17 protein-coding genes are annotated in these 18,144 nt (G+C 59.2%); 6 read left to right on the forward strand and 11 right to left on the reverse strand.

Features of this window, described 5'->3' with window-relative positions; genetic code table 11:
* Positions 1-142 precede the first annotated feature (142 nt).
* Positions 143-2,362: a TonB-dependent receptor gene (locus ACVW0Y_RS22210; protein ID WP_457441300.1), complete on the reverse strand. Its 2,220-nt coding sequence runs from the start codon at positions 2,360-2,362 to the stop codon at positions 143-145.
* 268 nt (positions 2,363-2,630) lie between these two features.
* Between ACVW0Y_RS22210 and ACVW0Y_RS22215 the strand changes: the two genes are divergently transcribed.
* The 3 genes from ACVW0Y_RS22215 (at position 2,631) to ACVW0Y_RS22225 (ending at position 6,046) form a co-directional block, all read left to right on the forward strand.
* The gene (locus tag ACVW0Y_RS22215) at positions 2,631-3,677 is read left to right on the forward strand and encodes a LacI family DNA-binding transcriptional regulator (protein WP_457441302.1); all 1,047 of its coding nucleotides are present in this window, start codon (positions 2,631-2,633) and stop codon (positions 3,675-3,677) included.
* Between the two features lie 220 nt (positions 3,678-3,897).
* Positions 3,898-5,076, forward strand: a complete 1,179-nt coding sequence (locus tag ACVW0Y_RS22220; RefSeq protein WP_457441304.1) for an MFS transporter — start codon at positions 3,898-3,900, stop codon at positions 5,074-5,076.
* 151 nt (positions 5,077-5,227) lie between these two features.
* Positions 5,228-6,046, forward strand: coding sequence for a hypothetical protein (locus tag ACVW0Y_RS22225; protein WP_457441306.1), 819 nt, complete (start codon positions 5,228-5,230; stop codon positions 6,044-6,046).
* Here the strand turns inward: ACVW0Y_RS22225 and msrB are convergent.
* A complete protein-coding gene (gene msrB, locus ACVW0Y_RS22230; protein ID WP_457441308.1) occupies positions 6,043-6,438 on the reverse strand; it encodes a peptide-methionine (R)-S-oxide reductase MsrB in 396 nt (131 codons plus the stop codon). The genes ACVW0Y_RS22225 and msrB overlap by 4 nt on opposite strands.
* 174 nt (positions 6,439-6,612) lie before the next feature.
* On the opposite strand from msrB, the gene ACVW0Y_RS22235 reads away from it, so the two are divergent.
* The 3 genes from ACVW0Y_RS22235 (at position 6,613) to htpX (ending at position 9,255) form a co-directional block, all read left to right on the forward strand.
* Entirely contained in the window at positions 6,613-7,824 is a 1,212-nt protein-coding gene (locus ACVW0Y_RS22235) for a pyridoxal phosphate-dependent aminotransferase (protein WP_122497941.1), read from the forward strand.
* Positions 7,825-7,839: 15 nt separating this feature from the next.
* Positions 7,840-8,292: a hypothetical protein gene (locus tag ACVW0Y_RS22240; RefSeq protein ID WP_457441311.1), complete on the forward strand. Its 453-nt coding sequence runs from the start codon at positions 7,840-7,842 to the stop codon at positions 8,290-8,292.
* A 90-nt stretch (positions 8,293-8,382) separates the two neighbouring features.
* The gene (htpX, locus tag ACVW0Y_RS22245) at positions 8,383-9,255 is read left to right on the forward strand and encodes a protease HtpX (RefSeq protein ID WP_457441313.1); all 873 of its coding nucleotides are present in this window, start codon (positions 8,383-8,385) and stop codon (positions 9,253-9,255) included.
* 81 nt (positions 9,256-9,336) lie between these two features.
* Here the strand turns inward: htpX and ACVW0Y_RS22250 are convergent, their stop codons facing one another.
* From ACVW0Y_RS22250 to fcl, 9 genes are all read right to left on the reverse strand, one after another.
* The gene (locus ACVW0Y_RS22250; protein WP_457441315.1) at positions 9,337-9,669 is read right to left on the reverse strand and encodes a ComEA family DNA-binding protein; all 333 of its coding nucleotides are present in this window, start codon (positions 9,667-9,669) and stop codon (positions 9,337-9,339) included.
* 68 nt (positions 9,670-9,737) lie between these two features.
* Positions 9,738-11,729, reverse strand: coding sequence for a polysaccharide biosynthesis protein (locus ACVW0Y_RS22255; protein ID WP_457441384.1), 1,992 nt, complete (start codon positions 11,727-11,729; stop codon positions 9,738-9,740).
* Between the two features lie 94 nt (positions 11,730-11,823).
* Positions 11,824-12,834, reverse strand: coding sequence for an MraY family glycosyltransferase (locus ACVW0Y_RS22260; protein ID WP_457441316.1), 1,011 nt, complete (start codon positions 12,832-12,834; stop codon positions 11,824-11,826).
* Positions 12,831-13,790 carry a UDP-glucose 4-epimerase family protein gene (locus ACVW0Y_RS22265; protein ID WP_457441318.1) on the reverse strand — a complete coding sequence of 320 codons (960 nt, stop codon included), beginning with the start codon at positions 13,788-13,790 and terminating at the stop codon, positions 12,831-12,833. Before ACVW0Y_RS22265 ends, ACVW0Y_RS22260 begins: the two co-directional genes overlap by 4 nt.
* Positions 13,783-14,556: a glycosyltransferase family 2 protein gene (locus ACVW0Y_RS22270; RefSeq protein WP_457441320.1), complete on the reverse strand. Its 774-nt coding sequence runs from the start codon at positions 14,554-14,556 to the stop codon at positions 13,783-13,785. Before ACVW0Y_RS22270 ends, ACVW0Y_RS22265 begins: the two co-directional genes overlap by 8 nt.
* Before the next feature lie 74 nt (positions 14,557-14,630).
* Positions 14,631-15,341 (reverse strand): glycosyltransferase family 2 protein, encoded by a 711-nt coding sequence (locus ACVW0Y_RS22275; RefSeq protein ID WP_457441322.1) that lies wholly within the window; start codon positions 15,339-15,341, stop codon positions 14,631-14,633.
* A 49-nt stretch (positions 15,342-15,390) separates the two neighbouring features.
* The gene (locus ACVW0Y_RS22280) at positions 15,391-16,263 is read right to left on the reverse strand and encodes a rhamnosyltransferase (RefSeq protein WP_457441324.1); all 873 of its coding nucleotides are present in this window, start codon (positions 16,261-16,263) and stop codon (positions 15,391-15,393) included.
* A 45-nt stretch (positions 16,264-16,308) separates the two neighbouring features.
* Positions 16,309-17,103 carry a glycosyltransferase gene (locus tag ACVW0Y_RS22285; RefSeq protein ID WP_457441326.1) on the reverse strand — a complete coding sequence of 265 codons (795 nt, stop codon included), beginning with the start codon at positions 17,101-17,103 and terminating at the stop codon, positions 16,309-16,311.
* A 66-nt stretch (positions 17,104-17,169) separates the two neighbouring features.
* Entirely contained in the window at positions 17,170-18,144 is a 975-nt protein-coding gene (fcl, locus tag ACVW0Y_RS22290; RefSeq protein ID WP_457441328.1) for a GDP-L-fucose synthase, read from the reverse strand.

Here is an 18,144-nt window from a genome sequence, read left to right on the forward strand (position 1 = left end):
GGGGGGGGGGGGGGGGGGGGGGGGGGGCGGGGTGTTGGTCGTTTTTTTTTTTCTGTTGGGGTTGGTGGGGGGGGGGGCTGCGGGGTGTTTTAGCCCCCCCCCCCCCCCCCGCCCCCCCCCCCCCGCTCCTACGGGGACAGCATTAGAAGTCCTTACGCACCTCTACGCCAAAGTAACGTTCGTCATCACGCGGCACCGAGCGATACACGTAATTGGTGCCGCTGTAGCCCAGGCCGTTGGAGTAGCTCTTGTCCGCCAGGTTTTTGCCCAGCAGCGCCACACGCCAGCCCTCGTTGTAGTTGGCCAGAGCGACGCTGGCGTTCCAGATGCCGTAGGCCCCCTGGATGGTGACTTTGTTCTGGTCGAGGCTGTATTGCACTTCGTCCTGCCAGGCGTAGTCGGTGCTCAGCTCGATATCCAGACCGTTGTCCAGCGGGATGGTGTAGTCGGCCCGGGCGTAGGTTTTCCAGTCCGGGCTGAACGGCAACGGCTGGCCGTTGATGTCGCAGTTGGCGGCGGCGTTCGCCGGGCAGGTGAACTCGTCGACGCGGGCCTTGGTGTACGCCAGTGCGCCAGAGAGTTTGAACTGGCTGGTGACCTGGAACGCGGTATCCAGCTCCACGCCTTCGGTTTTCACGCTACCGGCGTTGATCAGCCGGGTTACCACGGTGCCGCCGACCACATCGTAGAAGTTGGCCTGGTAGTTTTCATACTCGGTATGGAACACCGCCAGGTTGGCGGTCAGGCGATTGTTAAAGGCGGTACTTTTCAGGCCCACTTCCCAGGAGTTGGAAGTTTCCGGTTTGAGCGGCTCTTCGTCGCGGGCCTGCATATTGAAGAACACGTTGTAGGCCGGACCTTTGTAGCCACGGGAATAGGTGATGTAGCTGGTCAGGTTGTCGTTGATGTCGTACTGGAAGCCCGCCCGGCCGGTAAAGCCGTCTTCGTCCACCGAACCTTCGCTGGCGTAGTTGGGGTTGATACCGGTAGCGGCACCGGTGCGCACGCGCTGGTGTTGGTATTCGAGGTCGTCGTGGGTCCAGCGCAGGCCGAGGATGCCGCGCAAATCGTCGGTGAAATTAAAGGTGTTCTCGCCGAACAGCGCGACGCTGTCGTTGGTGGCTTCATAGTCGGCGCGACCCGACTGGGTGGACGCCGTGGTCGTGACCGCGCGGCGATAGGTTTCCTCGCTCTTGCCGTGCATATAGAAGGCACCGAGCACGTACTCGTTGAACTCACCTTTGGGCGAGGCCAGACGCAGTTCCTGCGAGTACTGGTTGTAGTCCAGCTGCCCCTTGTCCTGGGATTGCGGCACTACGGCAAAGCTGGAAAGACGGTCACCGTCCTGATACTGGGTGTTGTTCCAGCCGCGCCAGGCGGTGATGGAGGTCAGCGTGAAGTCACCCAGTGCCCAGTCCACTTGGCCAGACAGGCCCTGGTTGCGGTCATCCACGCGGGTGTTCATTTCGCTGCTGATTTCGCGGTTGTGATCGCTCGGCGAAATGCTGCTGTCCAACTGGGAGCCAAACGCCGCGCTGGTCTTGGTCAGTACGCCATTGGGGATGGTGTCTTTGCCCTGGGTGTAGTCGGCGATCAGGGTGACTTTCAGCTCGTCGTTAGGCTCGAATTCCAGCTTGCCACGCGCGCCTTTGCGGTCGTAGCCGTTGGCGTCGTCGCCGTTGTATTCGTTCTCCACATTGCCGTCGTACTTGCCCAGCAAGGTGGTCAGCGAGCCTTTCAGGGTGTCGGTCAGACGCCCGCCGATGCCGAAGCGCAGGCGGTTTTCATTGCCGCCGCCGAAGTGCGAATAGTCGACGTAGCCCTGGGTTTCTTCCGGCGCGTCCTTGCTGACGATGTTCAGCACACCGGCCGAGGCGTTTTTGCCGAACAGCGTGCCTTGCGGGCCGCGCAGCACTTCGATGCGTTGCAGATCCAGCAGGTCCAGAGTCGATTGCCCCGGACGGCCGAGGACCACGCCGTCGATCACGGTGGCCACGGTCGGCTCGATACCTGGCGAGGTGGTGATGGTGCCGACGCCGCGGATAAACAGCGAGGTATCCTTGTTCGACGCGCCGCTGCGGTAATTGAGCGTCGGCACCTGCTGGACGATGGTGGAGACGTTGTTGCGGTTGTCGCGTTCCAGTTGTTCGCCATCGACCACGGACACGGCCACCGGCACCTTTTGCAGCGACTCTTCGCGGCGGGTGGCGGTTACGGTCACAGTGCTCAGGGTTGGCGTTTCTTCCGCTTGCTCACCGCTGGTGGTTGCCTCGGCGGCGAAGCCTGGCTGCCCCAGTGCGGCGAGTAATACCGCTACAGCCAGAGGGCTGCGGCGGGCGATAAAAGTGTTGTGCGTGTGCATGGTGGACTGCCCCGTTTAGACCAGACATTGCCCATTCAATGACGGGCTTCTAGAGAACTGTCGCGGTCTGGTCTCGCTCGTACGAGTGGCAGCTGGATGACGACAGTGCGGCGCTTGTTAGCGCTAACATCGCCAGTATCAGCGGCCACTGGATAGACCGTCAAATACTATTAAATTACTTTTATATTCCATTAAGTGATTTATGGATTCTCTTTTGTTAGCGCTAACGTGGCCGCCATTCTCCCCCCGCCCAGGAACGGCTTTTACCGTGAGCAGCGACAAAGAACCTACCCGCAAACGCCGTGGTGCCGGCCGTGTAACCCTCAGTACGGTGGCCAAACAGGTAGGCGTTTCGGCAATTACCGTGTCGCGTTACTTCAACCAGCCGGAGCAGGTTTCCGAAGAGCTGCGCGAGCGTATTCAGGCGGTGGTCAACGAGCTGGGCTATGTGCCCAATCTGGTGGCCGGCGGGCTGGCCTCGGCGCGCGGGCGGATCGTCGGCATGGTGATTCCGAACATCTCCGGGCCGATCTTTGCCAACACCATTCAAGGCTTCAGCGACACCCTGGCCAGCCACGGTTATCAGCTGCTGCTGGCCTCCAGTTATTTCTCCGAAGAACAGGAAGAAAGCGCGGTGCGGGCGTTTCTCGGCTGGTCGCCGGCGGCGCTGGTGGTTACCAGTCATTTCCATACGCCGGGCACCGACAAGATGTTGGCCGAGGCGGATATTCCCCTGGTGGAAATCTGGGACTACCGCCCCGAGCGCGCGCCCATGCAGGTGGGCTTTCTTCACCACGAGGTGGGCGTACGCGCCGCCCGTTATCTGCTGGACAAGGGCTATCAGCGCATCGCCTTTGTGCAGAACAGCGTGGCCGGCGACTTCAGCGCCCTGGAGCGCCGTGACGGCTATGCGCAAACCCTGCGCGAAGCCGGCCATGAGCCCTGGGTGTTTGTGCCGAGCGCCGACGCGACGCCGTTCGAGGGCGGTAAGCAGGCAATGGATGCGTTGATGAAACGCACGCCGCGTCCGGACGCGATCATTTTCGCCAACGACAACCTGGCTGCTGGCGGCCTGCTGGCCGGGCAGCGCGCCGGCGTGCGCATTCCCCAGGACTGCGCGGTGATGGGTTTTGGTGACTACGCCTTCGCCGAAATGCTGCTACCCAGCCTGACCACCATCAAGCCGCCGGCCCGGCAGATTGGCGAGGTGGCGGCGCTCCGAGTGCTGCAGGCACTGGGGGTGATCGAGGCGGATGAGCCGTTGCAGGCACTGAATTTGCTCGAATGCGAACTGGTGGAGCGCGAAAGCGCTTAAAATGCGCGCCCTCGTTCGGGTGGGCTAGGGTTTGATCGCCGTTTGCCGACCCATTCTGGGTCCCAGCCGCTGGGACGACGGATTTTTTCAAGCAATCACCGTTATCCCAGCCCAGGCTGGGACCCAGAGTCGTGAGGGTGACGCCCTATTCCGCACCATCCGAAGAACCGGGCAGCCATAAGCCGCGCCGTAACTTCGCACCGATTGGAAACCCCGCTAGATGCATGCCCGTACCCTTATGTCCCTGCCCCTGCTCGCCCTCGCCCTGGGCGGTTTTGTGGTGGGCAGTAGTGAATTCATCATCATGGGCCTGTTGCCCGAACTGGCCGCCGACCTGCGGGTAAGCCTGGCCGACGCCGGCCTGCTGGTTAGCGCCTATGCCCTTGGCGTGGTGGTGGGTGCGCCCCTGCTAGGACCGATGCTCGACCGCGTGCCGCGCCGGCAAGCGGTGATTCTGCTGATGCTCGCCTATACCCTCGGCAACCTCGCCTGCGCCCTGGCACCGGACTATCACTGGTTGCTGGCGGCCCGTCTGGCCACGGCGATCAGCCATGCCGGCTTCTTCGGCTGCGCCACCCTGCTCGCCCGCGATCTGGCCCCGCCACACCGGCAAGCCTCGGCCATGGCCATGGTGATCAGCGGCCTGACCATCGCCAATGTGTTGGGCGTGCCCCTGGGCGCCTGGCTCGGGCAAACCACCAACTGGCGGGTGACCTTCTTTGTGGTCGCCGCTATCGGCGCGCTGACGGTGCTCGCGCAGTTCCTCTGGCTGCCGCCAACCGCCCGCCCGGTACGCAGTGCGGCGGGCAGCTGGAGCGGCATCTTGCGCCGGCCGGTGCTGCATGCGCTGCTGGTGTGCAGCCTGACCTCGGTGTCGCTGTTTACCCTGTTCACCTATATCAGCCCGTTTCTGCGCGAGGTCAGCGGCTTTACCCCGGACCAGAGCAATGGTGCCCTGCTGCTGATGGGGATTGGCCTGACCCTGGGCAATATCTTTGGCGGCCGTCTGGCCGACAGGGGCGTGCAGCGAGCCGTCCCCAAGGCATTGGCCACCAGCGCGCTGTTGGTGCTGGGGCTGTATTTCTTTGGCCACCTGCAGATTCCCACCTTGCTGATTCTGCTGGGTTGGGGCATCGCCACCTTCGCCGTCTCCACGCCCCTGCAATTGCTGCTGGTGGAACAGGCCGGTGAATCCGCCAGCCTGGCGGCCACCCTCAGTCACGCCGCCTTCAACCTCGGCAATGCTGCAGGTGCCTGGTTTGGCGGGCTGTGGCTGAGCGCCCAGATGGGCCTGCCACTGTTGCCGGTACTTGCCGTGCTGCTGCTGACTCTGAACGTTGCCGTGGCCTGGTGGCTGCCGCGGCTTAAAGCCGTTTCCCACGATATTGCCCTGCACTGAGCACGGCGCGCGCGGGAGTCAATCAGGATTTCACGGAAGTTTCTGCCGCGTCTGCGCTCGGATTTTTGCCGGTCTGACGGAAGCAGCTGCTGGAGCAGGCTGCCGTTGCAACACCACCATCAGGGCTCAATGGCCCTGATGGAGTAACGATATGGATATGCGTCTCGCACTCTTACGCTCACTGACCGCTCTTAGCCTGATTACCGCGCTCGCCAGCTCGCCGCTGCGGGCAGAAATCTTTTCGGTGGTGTATCGCGTCGACACCCGCCCTCCCGCCGAGGTGTTCGCCTACGGTTTCAGTGGCGGCGGCAATAACACCAATTTGCTCGAACATGTGTTTGATGCCAGTTGCGATGCAGATGACGCTGCAAGCCGGTCCGCCTGGGTCAGTACTACCGGTAAATACAAGGCGGCCAGGAACTTTGCCCGGGCACGCTACCACCAGCAGGGTCCGGGAACGCCTGGCATATGGCTCTACCGCATCGTTCCGGACGAGAGCTTTGTGTCGATCGACGACGCTTTGCGCCAGGTGATCCACGCCGGCCAGAACTCCCAACTGGGCTACACCCCGCTGCATGCCGAGTTGATCGAACAACTGCAAACCAGCGCTTCGCCCGACGCCAGATTTGAGGTGGTCACCCGGCGGATAGCGCCACAAAACATCCGTTCTGCCACCTATTTTGCTTCCCCTGCGGCGCTTGCTGATGACCAAGCGGTGGCGCTGGTGCCGTTCGAACTGAATCCCAACTTTCGCCAGCCGACCACGGCAATGACCGACGAGTTCGTGCTGCCGTCCTTGATATCGCCTGCCAGCATCCGCTTTTACCAGAGCGAGCAAAGCTGCTCCCTGGCCTGCGATGGTGCCAGCGCGAGAACCGCACGCAAACGGCGCAGCGTGCTGCTGGACGGGTTGAACTGCGCTGCCGAACCGAACGCCGCCCGGGCGTTGATCGGCAGCGAGGATGATTAAGAGCGCGGTACCAGCTTCAGCGATGCCGAGTTGATGCAGTAACGCATGCCGGTGGGTGGCGGGCCGTCGGGGAACAGATGGCCCAGGTGCGCATCGCATTTGGCGCAGGTGACTTCGATGCGGTGCATGCCGTGGCTGAAGTCGTCCTTGCTGGTGATGGCGGCGTTGGATGCCGGCTGGTAGTAGCTCGGCCAGCCGGTGCCGGAGTCGAATTTGGCTTGCGAATCGAACAACGCCTCGCCACAGCAGGCGCAGTGATAGACGCCAGGGGTCTTGTCGTCGTGGTATTTGCCGGTGAAGGCACGCTCGGTGCCGCCCAGGCGGCAGATATGGAACTGCTCGTCAGAGAGCTCCTCGCGCCAGCTGTCCAGCGGTTTTTCAAGCTTGTCCATGGGGCTACCTCATTGGCTGAAAAAAGCCCGAGCTGTACCTTTTCCGAGGCTCGGGCCACACGTATGATTGCGGCACTTCGTTAGACGCCAGTCTGTCATCCGCGTTACAGACTGCCAAGCCGCACGGCCCGTGGCCATTCGCCAAGGCCGGCTCTTTTATTCAGGATCCCCACCATGCAGGTCAGCAAATCGAACAAGCTCGCCAACGTCTGCTACGACATTCGCGGGCCGGTGCTCAAGCACGCCAAACGCCTGGAAGAGGAAGGCCACCGCATCCTCAAGCTGAATATCGGCAACCCGGCGCCGTTCGGTTTCGAAGCCCCTGAAGAAATTCTCCAGGACGTGATCCGTAACCTGCCCACCGCCCAGGGCTACAGCGACTCCAAAGGCCTGTTCAGCGCGCGCAAGGCGGTGATGCAGTACTACCAGCAGAAGCAGGTAGAAGGCGTTGGCATTGAAGACATCTACCTGGGCAACGGTGTGTCCGAGCTGATCGTGATGTCCATGCAGGCCCTGCTCAACAACGGTGATGAAGTGCTGATCCCGGCACCGGACTATCCGCTGTGGACTGCCGCCGTCAGCCTGGCCGGCGGTAACCCGGTGCACTACCTGTGCGACGAGCAGGCCAACTGGTGGCCAGATCTGGACGACATCAAGGCCAAGATCACCCCGAACACCAAGGCCATGGTCATCATCAACCCGAACAACCCCACCGGTGCGGTGTATTCCAAAGAAGTTCTGGAAGGCATGGTGGAGTTGGCCCGTCAGCACAATCTGGTGCTGTTCTCCGATGAGATCTACGACAAGATTCTGTACGACGAAGCCGTGCATATCTCTACCGCTTCGTTGGCACCGGACGTGCTGTGCCTGACCTTCAACGGTCTGTCCAAGTCCTACCGCGTGGCCGGTTTCCGCTCCGGTTGGGTGGCCATTTCCGGGCCCAAGCAAAAGGCGCAGAGCTATATCGAAGGCATCGACATCCTCGCCAACATGCGCCTGTGCGCCAACGTGCCGAGCCAACATGCGATCCAGACCGCGCTGGGCGGCTACCAGAGCATCAATGACCTGGTGTTGCCCCAGGGCCGTCTGCTGGAGCAACGTAACCGCACCTGGGAGCTGCTCAACAGCATTCCCGGCGTCAGCTGCGTGAAGCCGATGGGTGCCCTGTATGCCTTCCCGAAAATCGACCCGAAGGTCTGCCCGATCCATAACGACGAGAAGTTCGTGCTCGACCTGTTGCTATCGGAGAAACTTCTTGTAGTACAAGGCACGGCGTTCAACTGGCCGTGGCCGGACCACTTCCGCGTGGTCACGTTGCCGCGCCTCGACGACCTCGACCAGGCAATCGGACGCATCGGTAACTTCCTCAAGACCTACAGCCAATAAGCCGCCGAGCCGACCATGGACCTGCAGATCGACGACTTCTATAAAGATGCCGCAGCCGGCTTGCTGGCGCTGTACCTGGCCTTCCCGCGCAAGGTTGGCCTATACGTCGAAGACCTGATCGGACGCGAAGAGCCGGACGAGTTCGGCCTGCCCAGCACCCGCCACCAGGCGTGTCTGGGCGCTCTGCTGTGGTTGGCGGACGAAGGTTACCTGCGCTACGAGTCGACCATTCATTACGACGCCCTGGACCAGGCCGTGCTCAGCGAGAAAGGCTTTCTGCGCCTGTCGCGCGGCGTGCCCCATGCGCTGCCGGAAGGCGATGCCTTGCCGCCCAGTGTGCGTCGGGTACATGCAACCCTCGCCCACCAGTTGCGTGAAGCGCTGCAGCAACAACACAGTGAACGCATTGCCCGTCTTACCCGGCTGCTGTTTAACAGCACCCTCAACGGCGCAAACGACACAGTTTGAAATAGTCGCTGAGTTGTATAGGGCGGGGGGCCGCCCTTATATAGCCCGCACTAGTCGTATGTCTTTTGCTCAAAGGAGAAGCCTCACACCATGATGCGCATTCTGTTGTTCATGGCCACCAACCTGGCGGTTTTGTTGATCGCCAGCATCACCCTCAAATTGCTCGGGGTGGACCGCTTCACTGGCCAGAATTACACCAGCCTGCTGGTTTTCTGCGCCGTATTCGGTTTTGCCGGTTCGCTGGTTTCGCTGTTTCTGTCCAAGTGGATGGCGAAGATGAGCACCGGTACCCAGATCATCAGCCAACCGCGCACCCGTCACGAACAGTGGCTGCTGCAAACCGTTGAAGAGCTGTCGCGCAACGCCGGGATCAAGATGCCGGAAGTCGGCATTTTCCCTGCCTACGAATCCAACGCCTTCGCCACTGGCTGGAACCGCAACGACGCCTTGGTCGCCGTCAGCCAGGGTCTGCTGGAGCGTTTCTCGCCAGATGAAGTGAAGGCCGTACTGGCCCACGAAATCGGCCACGTCGCCAACGGTGACATGGTCACCCTGGCACTGATCCAAGGCGTGGTGAACACCTTCGTGATGTTCTTCGCGCGGATCTTCGGCAACTTCGTCGACAAGGTTCTGCTGAAGAACGAAGAAGGCAACGGCATCGGTTTCTATATCGCCACCTTCTTCGCCGAAATGGTCCTGGGCATTCTGGCCAGCGTGATCGTCATGTGGTTCTCGCGCCGCCGCGAATTCCGTGCCGACGAAGCCGGCGCCCGCCTGGCGGGTACCAGCGCGATGATCGGTGCCCTGCAGCGTCTGCGTTCGGAACAGGGTGTACCGGTGCATATGCCGGAAACCATGAGCGCCTTCGGCATCAACGGTGGCATCAAAGGTGGTCTGAAAGCCTTGTTTATGACCCACCCGCCGCTGGAAGAACGTATCGCCGCCCTGCAAGCCCGCGGTTGATCGCCGCTCAGTCGCCCGCGACAGACGCGTAAAACGAAAAAAGGCCGATCAATGATCGGCCTTTTTCTTTTCCGCGGGCGCTTAGTTGATGCTCAAGCGGGCGCGATTCCTCTCCAGTGTCGCCGCACCAATGCCCTTCACTTCCAGCAACTCATCCACGCTGGTGAATGGCCCATGGGCCTCGCGGTACTCAATGATCGCCTTGGCCTTCACCTGCCCAATCCCAACCAGGTCACGCTCCAAGGTGGCAGCGTCAGCGGTGTTGAGATTGACCATACCGAGCTCCTGGCCCTTGGCAGGCTGGGTGACGGCAGGGGGTGCAGGATCGACTTTGGCCGGCTCGGCCGCCGAGGTGACAAGAGAGAAGCAAGCGAGGGTCGCGAACAACAGGGAAGACACGTATCCGTTACGCATGATGACACTCCTTAAGTGGTTTACGCAGGACGTCTGAGCGCCCTGCGGAAGCCAAATTAGGGGGTGCCTTAATGCAGTGTCAAATCACCCGGCGCGGGCGTCTCCAGACGCTTTTTATGAATTAAATCAACGATTTCGCACTCTGGCAGGTAACCGTTAACGTGCTCGCGCAACAATTCCCGCAAGCGCTCGTAATCGTCACGCTCAACAGCCAGAAAGATCTCGCTCAACACTTCCTTGAAAACCGCCCACGACAGGTGTTCTTCGTTAGCGCGCATGATCATCGGGTGTTCGGTGGGGCTGACGTTGTCGCCAATCAGCAGCTCTTCATAAAGCTTTTCCCCGGAACGCAGACCGGTGAACTCGATGGCGATATCGCCATGGGGGTTCTGCTCGTTGCGCACCGTCAGGCCGGACAGATGCACCATCTTCTCCGCCAGCTCGGCGATCTTCACCGGCGACCCCATATCCAGCACAAACACATCACCGCCCTGCCCCATGGACCCGGCCTGAATCACCAACTGCGCGGCTTCCGGAATGGTCATGAAATAGCGGGTGATATTCGGGTGGGTGACGGTAATCGGCCCACCGCGCTTGATCTGCTCGCGGAACAGCGGAATCACCGAACCCGACGAACCCAGCACATTGCCGAAACGCACCATGGTGAAACGGGTTTTATTGGCCTGCAAAGCGGCCGTACTACCCAGCAACAGCGGCTGCTTCTCGGCGCTCAGGGCCTGCAGAATCATCTCCGCCAGGCGCTTGGTACTGCCCATCACGTTGGTTGGTCGCACTGCTTTGTCGGTAGAGATCAGCACAAAGTGCTCGACCCCCGCCTGCACCGCCGCCTGCGCGGTCTGCAAGGTGCCGAACACATTGTTCAGCACCCCTTCGGCGACGTTGTGCTCAACGATAGGCACATGCTTGTACGCCGCCGCGTGATAGACCGTATTCACGCCCCAGGTGCGCATCACATCCAGCAGCCGCTCAGGGCTGCGCACCGAGCCCAGAATCGGGATCAACTTGGTGCCCAGGCCTTCATGACGGATACGCACTTCCAGCTCGCTCTGGATGCTATAGAGGTTGTACTCACTGTGCTCAAACAGCACCAGGGCAGTAGGTGCCGATGACAGAATCTGCCGACACAGCTCCGAACCGATCGAACCACCCGAACCGGTGACCATCACCACCTGATTGCGAATGCAGCGCTCGAACAGATCGCTACGCGGCGGCACCGCATCGCGGCCGAGCAGATCGGCGATATCCACCTCCTGCAGATCGCTGACACTCACCCGGCCGCTGGCCAGATCCATAAAGCCCGGCACCGTGCGCACATGCAGCGGATAGGCCTCCAGCGCCGCAAGAATTTCCCGACGCCGGGAGCGCGAAGCCGACGGAATCGCCAACAGCACCTCCTGCACGCCGGTTTCCTCGATCATCAACTGGATATCACGCGAGGTGTACACCTTCAGGCCCGCCACCACACGGTTGGCAATGCCTTCGTCGTCATCGATAAACGCCACCGGACGCATACCTTTGCCCATGCGCAGGGCAGCGACCAACTGGTTGCCGGCCGAACCGCCACCGTAGATGGCGACTTTCGGCAGACCGTCATCCAGACGAAAAAACGGGACGTGCTGGCCGGCGAGCAACCAATCGCCCAGAAAGAACTGGCGCATAAACAGCCGTAAGCCGCCAATCATCAGGATGCTCAACCACCAGTAGTTGAACACCGTGGAGCGCGGCACGATGACGTCTGCGCGGTAAAGATAGATATAGAACCCCAGCAAAAGGGAAGACAGCGACACCGCCTTGAATATTGCCACCAGCGCTTCGTTTCCGAAGTAGCGCATAACGGCCCGGTACATACCCAGGCGGATAAAGATCGGAATGGCAATGACCGGCGCGATCAGAAACAGCCAGGCGTATTCGTCGAACGGGTTGATGGGGCTCTCGATGCCCAGACGGACAACAAACGCCAGCCATAGTGACGCCCATAACAGCAGAACGTCGGTGCACACCTGCAGCAGACGCTTGTAACGGCGACGCAAACCCACCATGCGCTCACGCAGCAAGATGCCGCTTTTACTAATATTCCGCGCCACTATCCCCCCTATCCATGCTCGTCCTGCCGTAGACAAACGGCATTATTCACTACTCTTGCTTCCCTGCATCGTACTTGATGGCTAAAAAGATTAATGGCACACACGCCAGAACCAAACCGAGCAGGCCATTCAGCCCGCCGACTGCCACCCACAGGGCGATGGGCAGCAACCAGCCAAGATTGATTGCCAACACTGCCAGGGTCACCGGCAAGTGCCGGCCCGCACGGCGTGAGGCGTATTGATAGGCATGACTACGATGAGCCTCATAGACCTTGTCGCCGCGCAGCAGACGGCGCATCAACGTCCAGGTCGCGTCGACAATAAACACCGCCAACAGTATCAGCCAACTCCACAACAACTGCGGTGCCACCCAGGCCGCCTGCAGCGAGAGAATGCCCAGCACAAGACCGAGAAAGCCGCTGCCGGCATCGCCCATGAAAATCTTCGCCGGCGGGAAATTCCAATACAGAAAACCGGCACTGGCCACCGCCAGCAGCAACGGCACCAACGCCAGACTGGTTTGCCCCAGCAGGCCATAGAACAATGCGCCGCCCACGCAAACAGTCACCGCCTCGACACCCGCGATGCCGTCGATACCATCCATAAAGTTATAGAGGTTGAGCAGCCAGACCAGATAGAACGCCGCCGCGATATGCCCGAACCAGCCAAGCGCGACCGAATAACCAGCCATCTCCAACGGCGGCAGACCGCCCAGCCAACTCAGGGCCCAGATAGCCCCGGCAAAGTGTGCCAACAGACGCCAGCGCGCGGCGATATGGCCGTGGTCATCGAGAAAGCCGATGACCGCCACCCAGCCGCCGGCACCGAGCAACGCAGCAGCAACCGCCCAAGACATACCGCCCAACAAAGCCACCACAGGCAAGGCGAGGAGAAAACTCAGCACAATCGCCACACCGCCGCCGCGCGGGGTTGGCACGGTGTGCGAGCTGCGGGCGTTGGGGATGTCCATCAGACTGCGAGCGAGTGCGTAGCGACGTAACAGCGCAGTCAGCAGCAAGGAAAAAACGGCTACAGCCGGAACCAGTAACCACACGGTCATGAGGAAGGATGCTCTAGAAAATCTTTCGCCGTGCGGGCCAGCGCCTCGTCCAAGGAAACCGGCGGCGTCCAATTCAAAAGCGTTTTGGTTTTACTGATATCGACCTGCAACGAACCGAGCAACCGCTGAGCCACCTGACCTTTGCCCAGCAAGCTAGCGACGCCTTGCAACCAGCCGGCCGGAATCGGCAGCAGGCGCGCCGGCTTGCCCAGTGCCCGACCTAAACGACGCAGCAATTCCGAGGTGGAGACATCCTCGCCATCGCTGACCAGAAACGTCTGATTCGCCGCAGCAGGATGGTCGACACAGGTAATAAGCAAATCCACCAGGTTCTCCAGTGCCACCAGGCTGCGCTTGTTATTGATCGCCCCCAAGGGCAATGGCACACCTTTGGCCAACCAGTTCATCATGCTGCGGAAATTGGCTTTTACCCCAGGGCCGTAAACCAGCACGGGGCGGATAATTACCACCTCCATCCCGGTTTCCATCGCCAGGGCGCGCAGCCCCTGCTCCGCCTCCATTTTCGAGATCGCATAGGGATCAACCGGGGCGGGAATTTGCTCGGCGCAGAACGGCTCACCCTCTGGGCTGGCCTCACCATTGACCTTGGCAGAGCTGAGGAAAATAAAACGTCTCACCCCATGCTGCGCCGCTTGGCGCGCGAGGTTGAGGGTGCCCAGGACGTTGACTGTTCGATATTCAGCAAGCGGGCTCGCCGAGGAGTCACTCATTACATGAACCCGCGCCGCCGCATGAATCACGCAATCAACCCCGGTTAATACCCGGGAAAAATCGCTGCTGGCAAAATCGCCAACCTGAACCAACTCGATAGCCGCTTCGACCGCTTTGGCACGGCGCGAAAGCGCCACAACCTGAGTGTCCGGCTTGGCACTCAGCTGCCGGACTAACGCTTGACCTACAAAGCCGGATGCACCCGTGACGACGATATCAACCATGGGACGGTGCCTTCGGCTTACGCATCAACTCCAGCAGCTTGAAAGGGGTTTTCAGCAGCACCAGAAACAGATTGGTGTACACGCCATTGCTGCGGCATGCCTGCACGATCTCGCGATTCAGACGGATACTGCTTTGCACTCCGGCGGTGCTCGCGCCGCCTGCGCGCATGCGCACCACCACACGGTCCAGGCGCTTATAGGCAAGTTTGCTGACCAACAACCAACGGACAAACACCTCGTAATCCGCAGAGATTTTGTAAGCGAGGCTGTAGTTGCCCAGGCGTTGATAAACCTGCTGACGAACAAAGGTCGCGGGATGAGGTGGCATCCAGCCAAAACGAAGCTTCCATGGACGGAAGTGACGGGACGAGTAGTAGCGCGTGACCTTGTTCAAATCGTCCGAGGCGACAAAAACCACATCACCGAACACCACTTCAGCCTGCGGAGACCGCTCGAATGCCGCGACGATCTCGCTGATCGAGGTAGGCGATTCATACAGGTCATCGGAGTTGAGCAAGCCGACGATATCCCCCGTCGCCAGAGCCACGCCCTTGTTCATCGCGTCATAAATGCCACGATCCGGCTCGCTCACCAGCACATCGATGGAACCCCGGTACTCGTCAAGAATCGCCGGCGTGCCGTCTTTGGAGCCACCGTCGATCACGATGTATTCAATATTCGGGTAATCCTGGGCGATAACCGACTCAACGGCGGTACGGATCGTTTCGCTGCTGTTGTAGCAAACCGTAATGATGGAAACCTTCAAATCAACAACCTCAGATCAGCCACCCCGTCGAATTCACAACCGGGCGACCTTAACAAAATTTATCGCGATGGGGCTCAAGCCAAGCGCTTGCACCGTACCAGTCGCGCACCAACATGAAAGAGCAGATGAAAACGCCATGACAGCTGTTGCCAGCGTGCTGCAGTGGATCGCTGCGCCGTATCCGATGCGTTGCCACCGTGACGTCGGTAATGGATCAGGGGCGTATCAACAAAGGTCACCCTACCGGTAGCGCTGGCGAGTAAACCCAGCCACCAGTCATGCATCGGCACATGGCCAGGGAACGGCAGTGCAGCGGCCAACAAAGAACGGCGGAACGCCATGCAACAACCGAGAAAGGAGTTGCGCGTGAGGTTTTTGATAAACCCGGGACCGGAGTGACGCAGGGCAAAAAACGACTCATTGAGCACCTGCCCCTGAGCATCCACTACCTTGCAATCCGACACTACAAGTTCCGCCGCCTGCAGATGGGCAAGCATCACCTCGACCTTGTTCTCCAGCCAGATATCGTCCTGGTCGGAAAGAAAAATGTAGTCCCCCTGAGCCTTGCCAAGAAGAAACTCAAAGTTGCGAATCAAGCCCCGCCCCGGCCCTTTGAGTACTTTTATACGGGGGTCCGCAATAGCAGCGACTAACGCCAGGGTAGTATCACTGGAACCATCATCTGAAATAATAACTTCGGATACCTTCGGTGAGCGCAGAATACTTTCGAGCTGCTCGCGAATATAACGCTCACCATTAAAACTAGCCAAACATACGGAAATCATAATTCGACTCCGAGAGTGGCGGCGCTTGCACCTGATAACAAATAACCCATCACCGGCTAAACTTCCCTGTTACACCCTTAAGGCCATCTACAATCGCAAAAAAATAATGGCGAAAATACTCAGCTCTATGTGGAGTAAAGAGCATGATAATTAACTGATGAATATTATTCAGCGCGATTTCGCGAAGTGAATATAACCACGGTACATGGCGCATACGCAGCAATAACAGCGAGTTGCGCACGCGATAATAGCGGCGAACCGGGCTATGCACAGGAACTACAAAAAAGCGAAACCGCAACGACTGATCGCCGATTGAATGAAGCATGCTGGCCTTGGGATTTACCCGAATTGAAATACCGGCCGCCATGCAGCGCAGGCACCACTCGGTGTCCACATAATCAATAAACAGCCGTTCATCCATATTCCCGACTTGGGCGAATACGCGGGTATCAACCATCGTCCCCGACGAAATCACCGTGGACACGTCTATGGCCTTGGAAAAACTGCTCAGCGAGCGCTTGCGCACCCGGCCACGGGCATCGACGTCCACAAGCGGGTATTCAAAGCCGTGGCTTTCGTTGGAAAACACCGGGGCGGATATACGCACAGCCGGGTCGCTAAACGCCTCGTTCAGCTGCGCAATGAAATGCTCGGAGATGACGCTGTCCTGATCAAAAAAAACGATCCTCTCGGCACCTTGGGCGATGCACGTTTCTATACCGACATTTTGCGCTGCGGCGATGCCTTGGTTATCGCCCAGCAGCACAAGGGTACAGAGCCCGGAAACCGAGGAAAAATCAACGCCAACGCTGTTATCCACCACACAGCAGACCACCCCGGACGCCTTTAACGCCTGCAGCAAGCTGACAAGCTTTGGCAACACCGGGTTGTAGGTAACCAGGACCGCAAAGATATTACTCATGGGCACCGCTCGGTGAGCGGTGAGTAACGGCAAAAGCCCCGCGCGTCATGGCCGAAGCTTGCTTTTAAGGGTGACCAGCGCGCTGTGTAACGCCGACAACGCGGCCCATACCGCACCGTAGTTTTTACGCACGACGGCGGACGTTTCAGCAATGCCAATGCTCGCACTAACACCGCCGGGCAAGGCATATCCCTTCAACGTGGCGCACGATTTAAACGTACGTCGCTGCTTGTACAGCCGCAGGTTGAAGTCGTAATCGGCGTATACCTTGAAACTCACATCAAACGGCGGCGTGGGGTGTAACGCTTTGGGTATCAGCAGTGCTTGGTGATGCAACGTATTGCCCAGCTTCAGCCGTGGGCTCAGCCCGGACTTAAACAGATAATCGCCCAGCAGCACATCACCATACAAAATCACGTCAGACTGCAACTCGTGAGTTTCTGGCAGGGAGAGCAGATAATCGCCAACACCCATATAAATAACATGGGAATATTGATCCGCCAGCGACCAGCCCTTATTCATCGCATCGTAAATACCGCGATCTTTTTCACTCACCCAATAGCCAATCTGATTATTACTGGCCTGCAAAAATTCGACAGTACCGTCTTTGGAGCCGCCATCGATAACGATCAACTCCAGATCATCACGCCCCAACGCCGAAATTCGATTAACCGAACTTTTAATATCTTCAGCGCCGTTGAACACTACGATAATGACGGTAATGGCGACAGGCTTGGCAGACGCACCAGTGATACGAACGCCGCCCTCGGCAATACGTCCTTCGTGGGAAGGAAGCTGGCGCAGGCACCCAGTGCTGGGGATTGGCTGATTTAAATCCATACTGGGCATTTCCATTTCACTTATAGCCAATCGTTCACGAACACTTATAAAACCGCGGCGGGGAAATTACCCCCTCGCCTGCTCCGCATGCTGTACATACCAGGCATAGGCATCGCGCAAACCTGCTTCCAGGTCGATCGAGGCGCGCCAGCCAAGTGCATTCAAGCGGGACACATCCACCAGCTTACGCGGAGGGCCGTCTGGCTTGGACGCATCGAAAACCAGATTGCCGCTGTAGCCGGTCACTTTCGCAATGGTCTGTGCAAGCTCTCGAATAGTGCAATCAACGCCCGTGCCCACGTTAATGTGCGACAGCATGGCCTTGGTGTTATCCAAGTAGGTTTGATCATCCAATTCCATGACGTGGACGCTGGCTGCCGCCATATCATCCACATGCAAGAACTCACGCATGGGTTTGCCGCTACCCCAGATGGTCACTTGCTCATCGGCATTTTTAACCGCTTCGTGGAAACGGCGCAAAAGTGCCGGAATCACATGGCTGTTTTCCGGATGGTAGTTATCGTGCGGGCCATACAGGTTGGTTGGCATCACACTGCGGTAGTCGCGCCCGTACTGCCGGTTATAGCTCTCGCACAACTTGATACCGGCGATCTTGGCAAGCGCATAAGGCTCGTTGGTCTCCTCAAGAACGCTGGTAAGCAGAGCGTCTTCACGCATCGGTTGCTCAGCCAGCTTTGGATAGATGCAGGACGAACCGAGGAACAATAACTTCTGCGTGCCAGTTAAATGAGCAGCATGGATAACGTTGGCTTCGATCATCAGGTTTTCGTAGATGAAGTCAGCCGGAAAAACATTGTTGGCATGAATGCCGCCAACTTTCGCGGCTGCCAAGTACACCTGATCAACGGGGTTGGCCTGAAAAAACGCATTCACAGCTGCCTGGTTGAGCAGGTCCAGCTCTTCGCGGCCAGCCGTCAGAATATTGCTATAACCCAGCGACTGCAGGCGCCGCACGATGGCGGAACCCACCATGCCGCGGTGGCCCACGACAAAAACGGCTTGATTCAGATCACGCGCCAT

The organism is Pseudomonas sp. TE3786 (genome assembly GCF_054057335.1).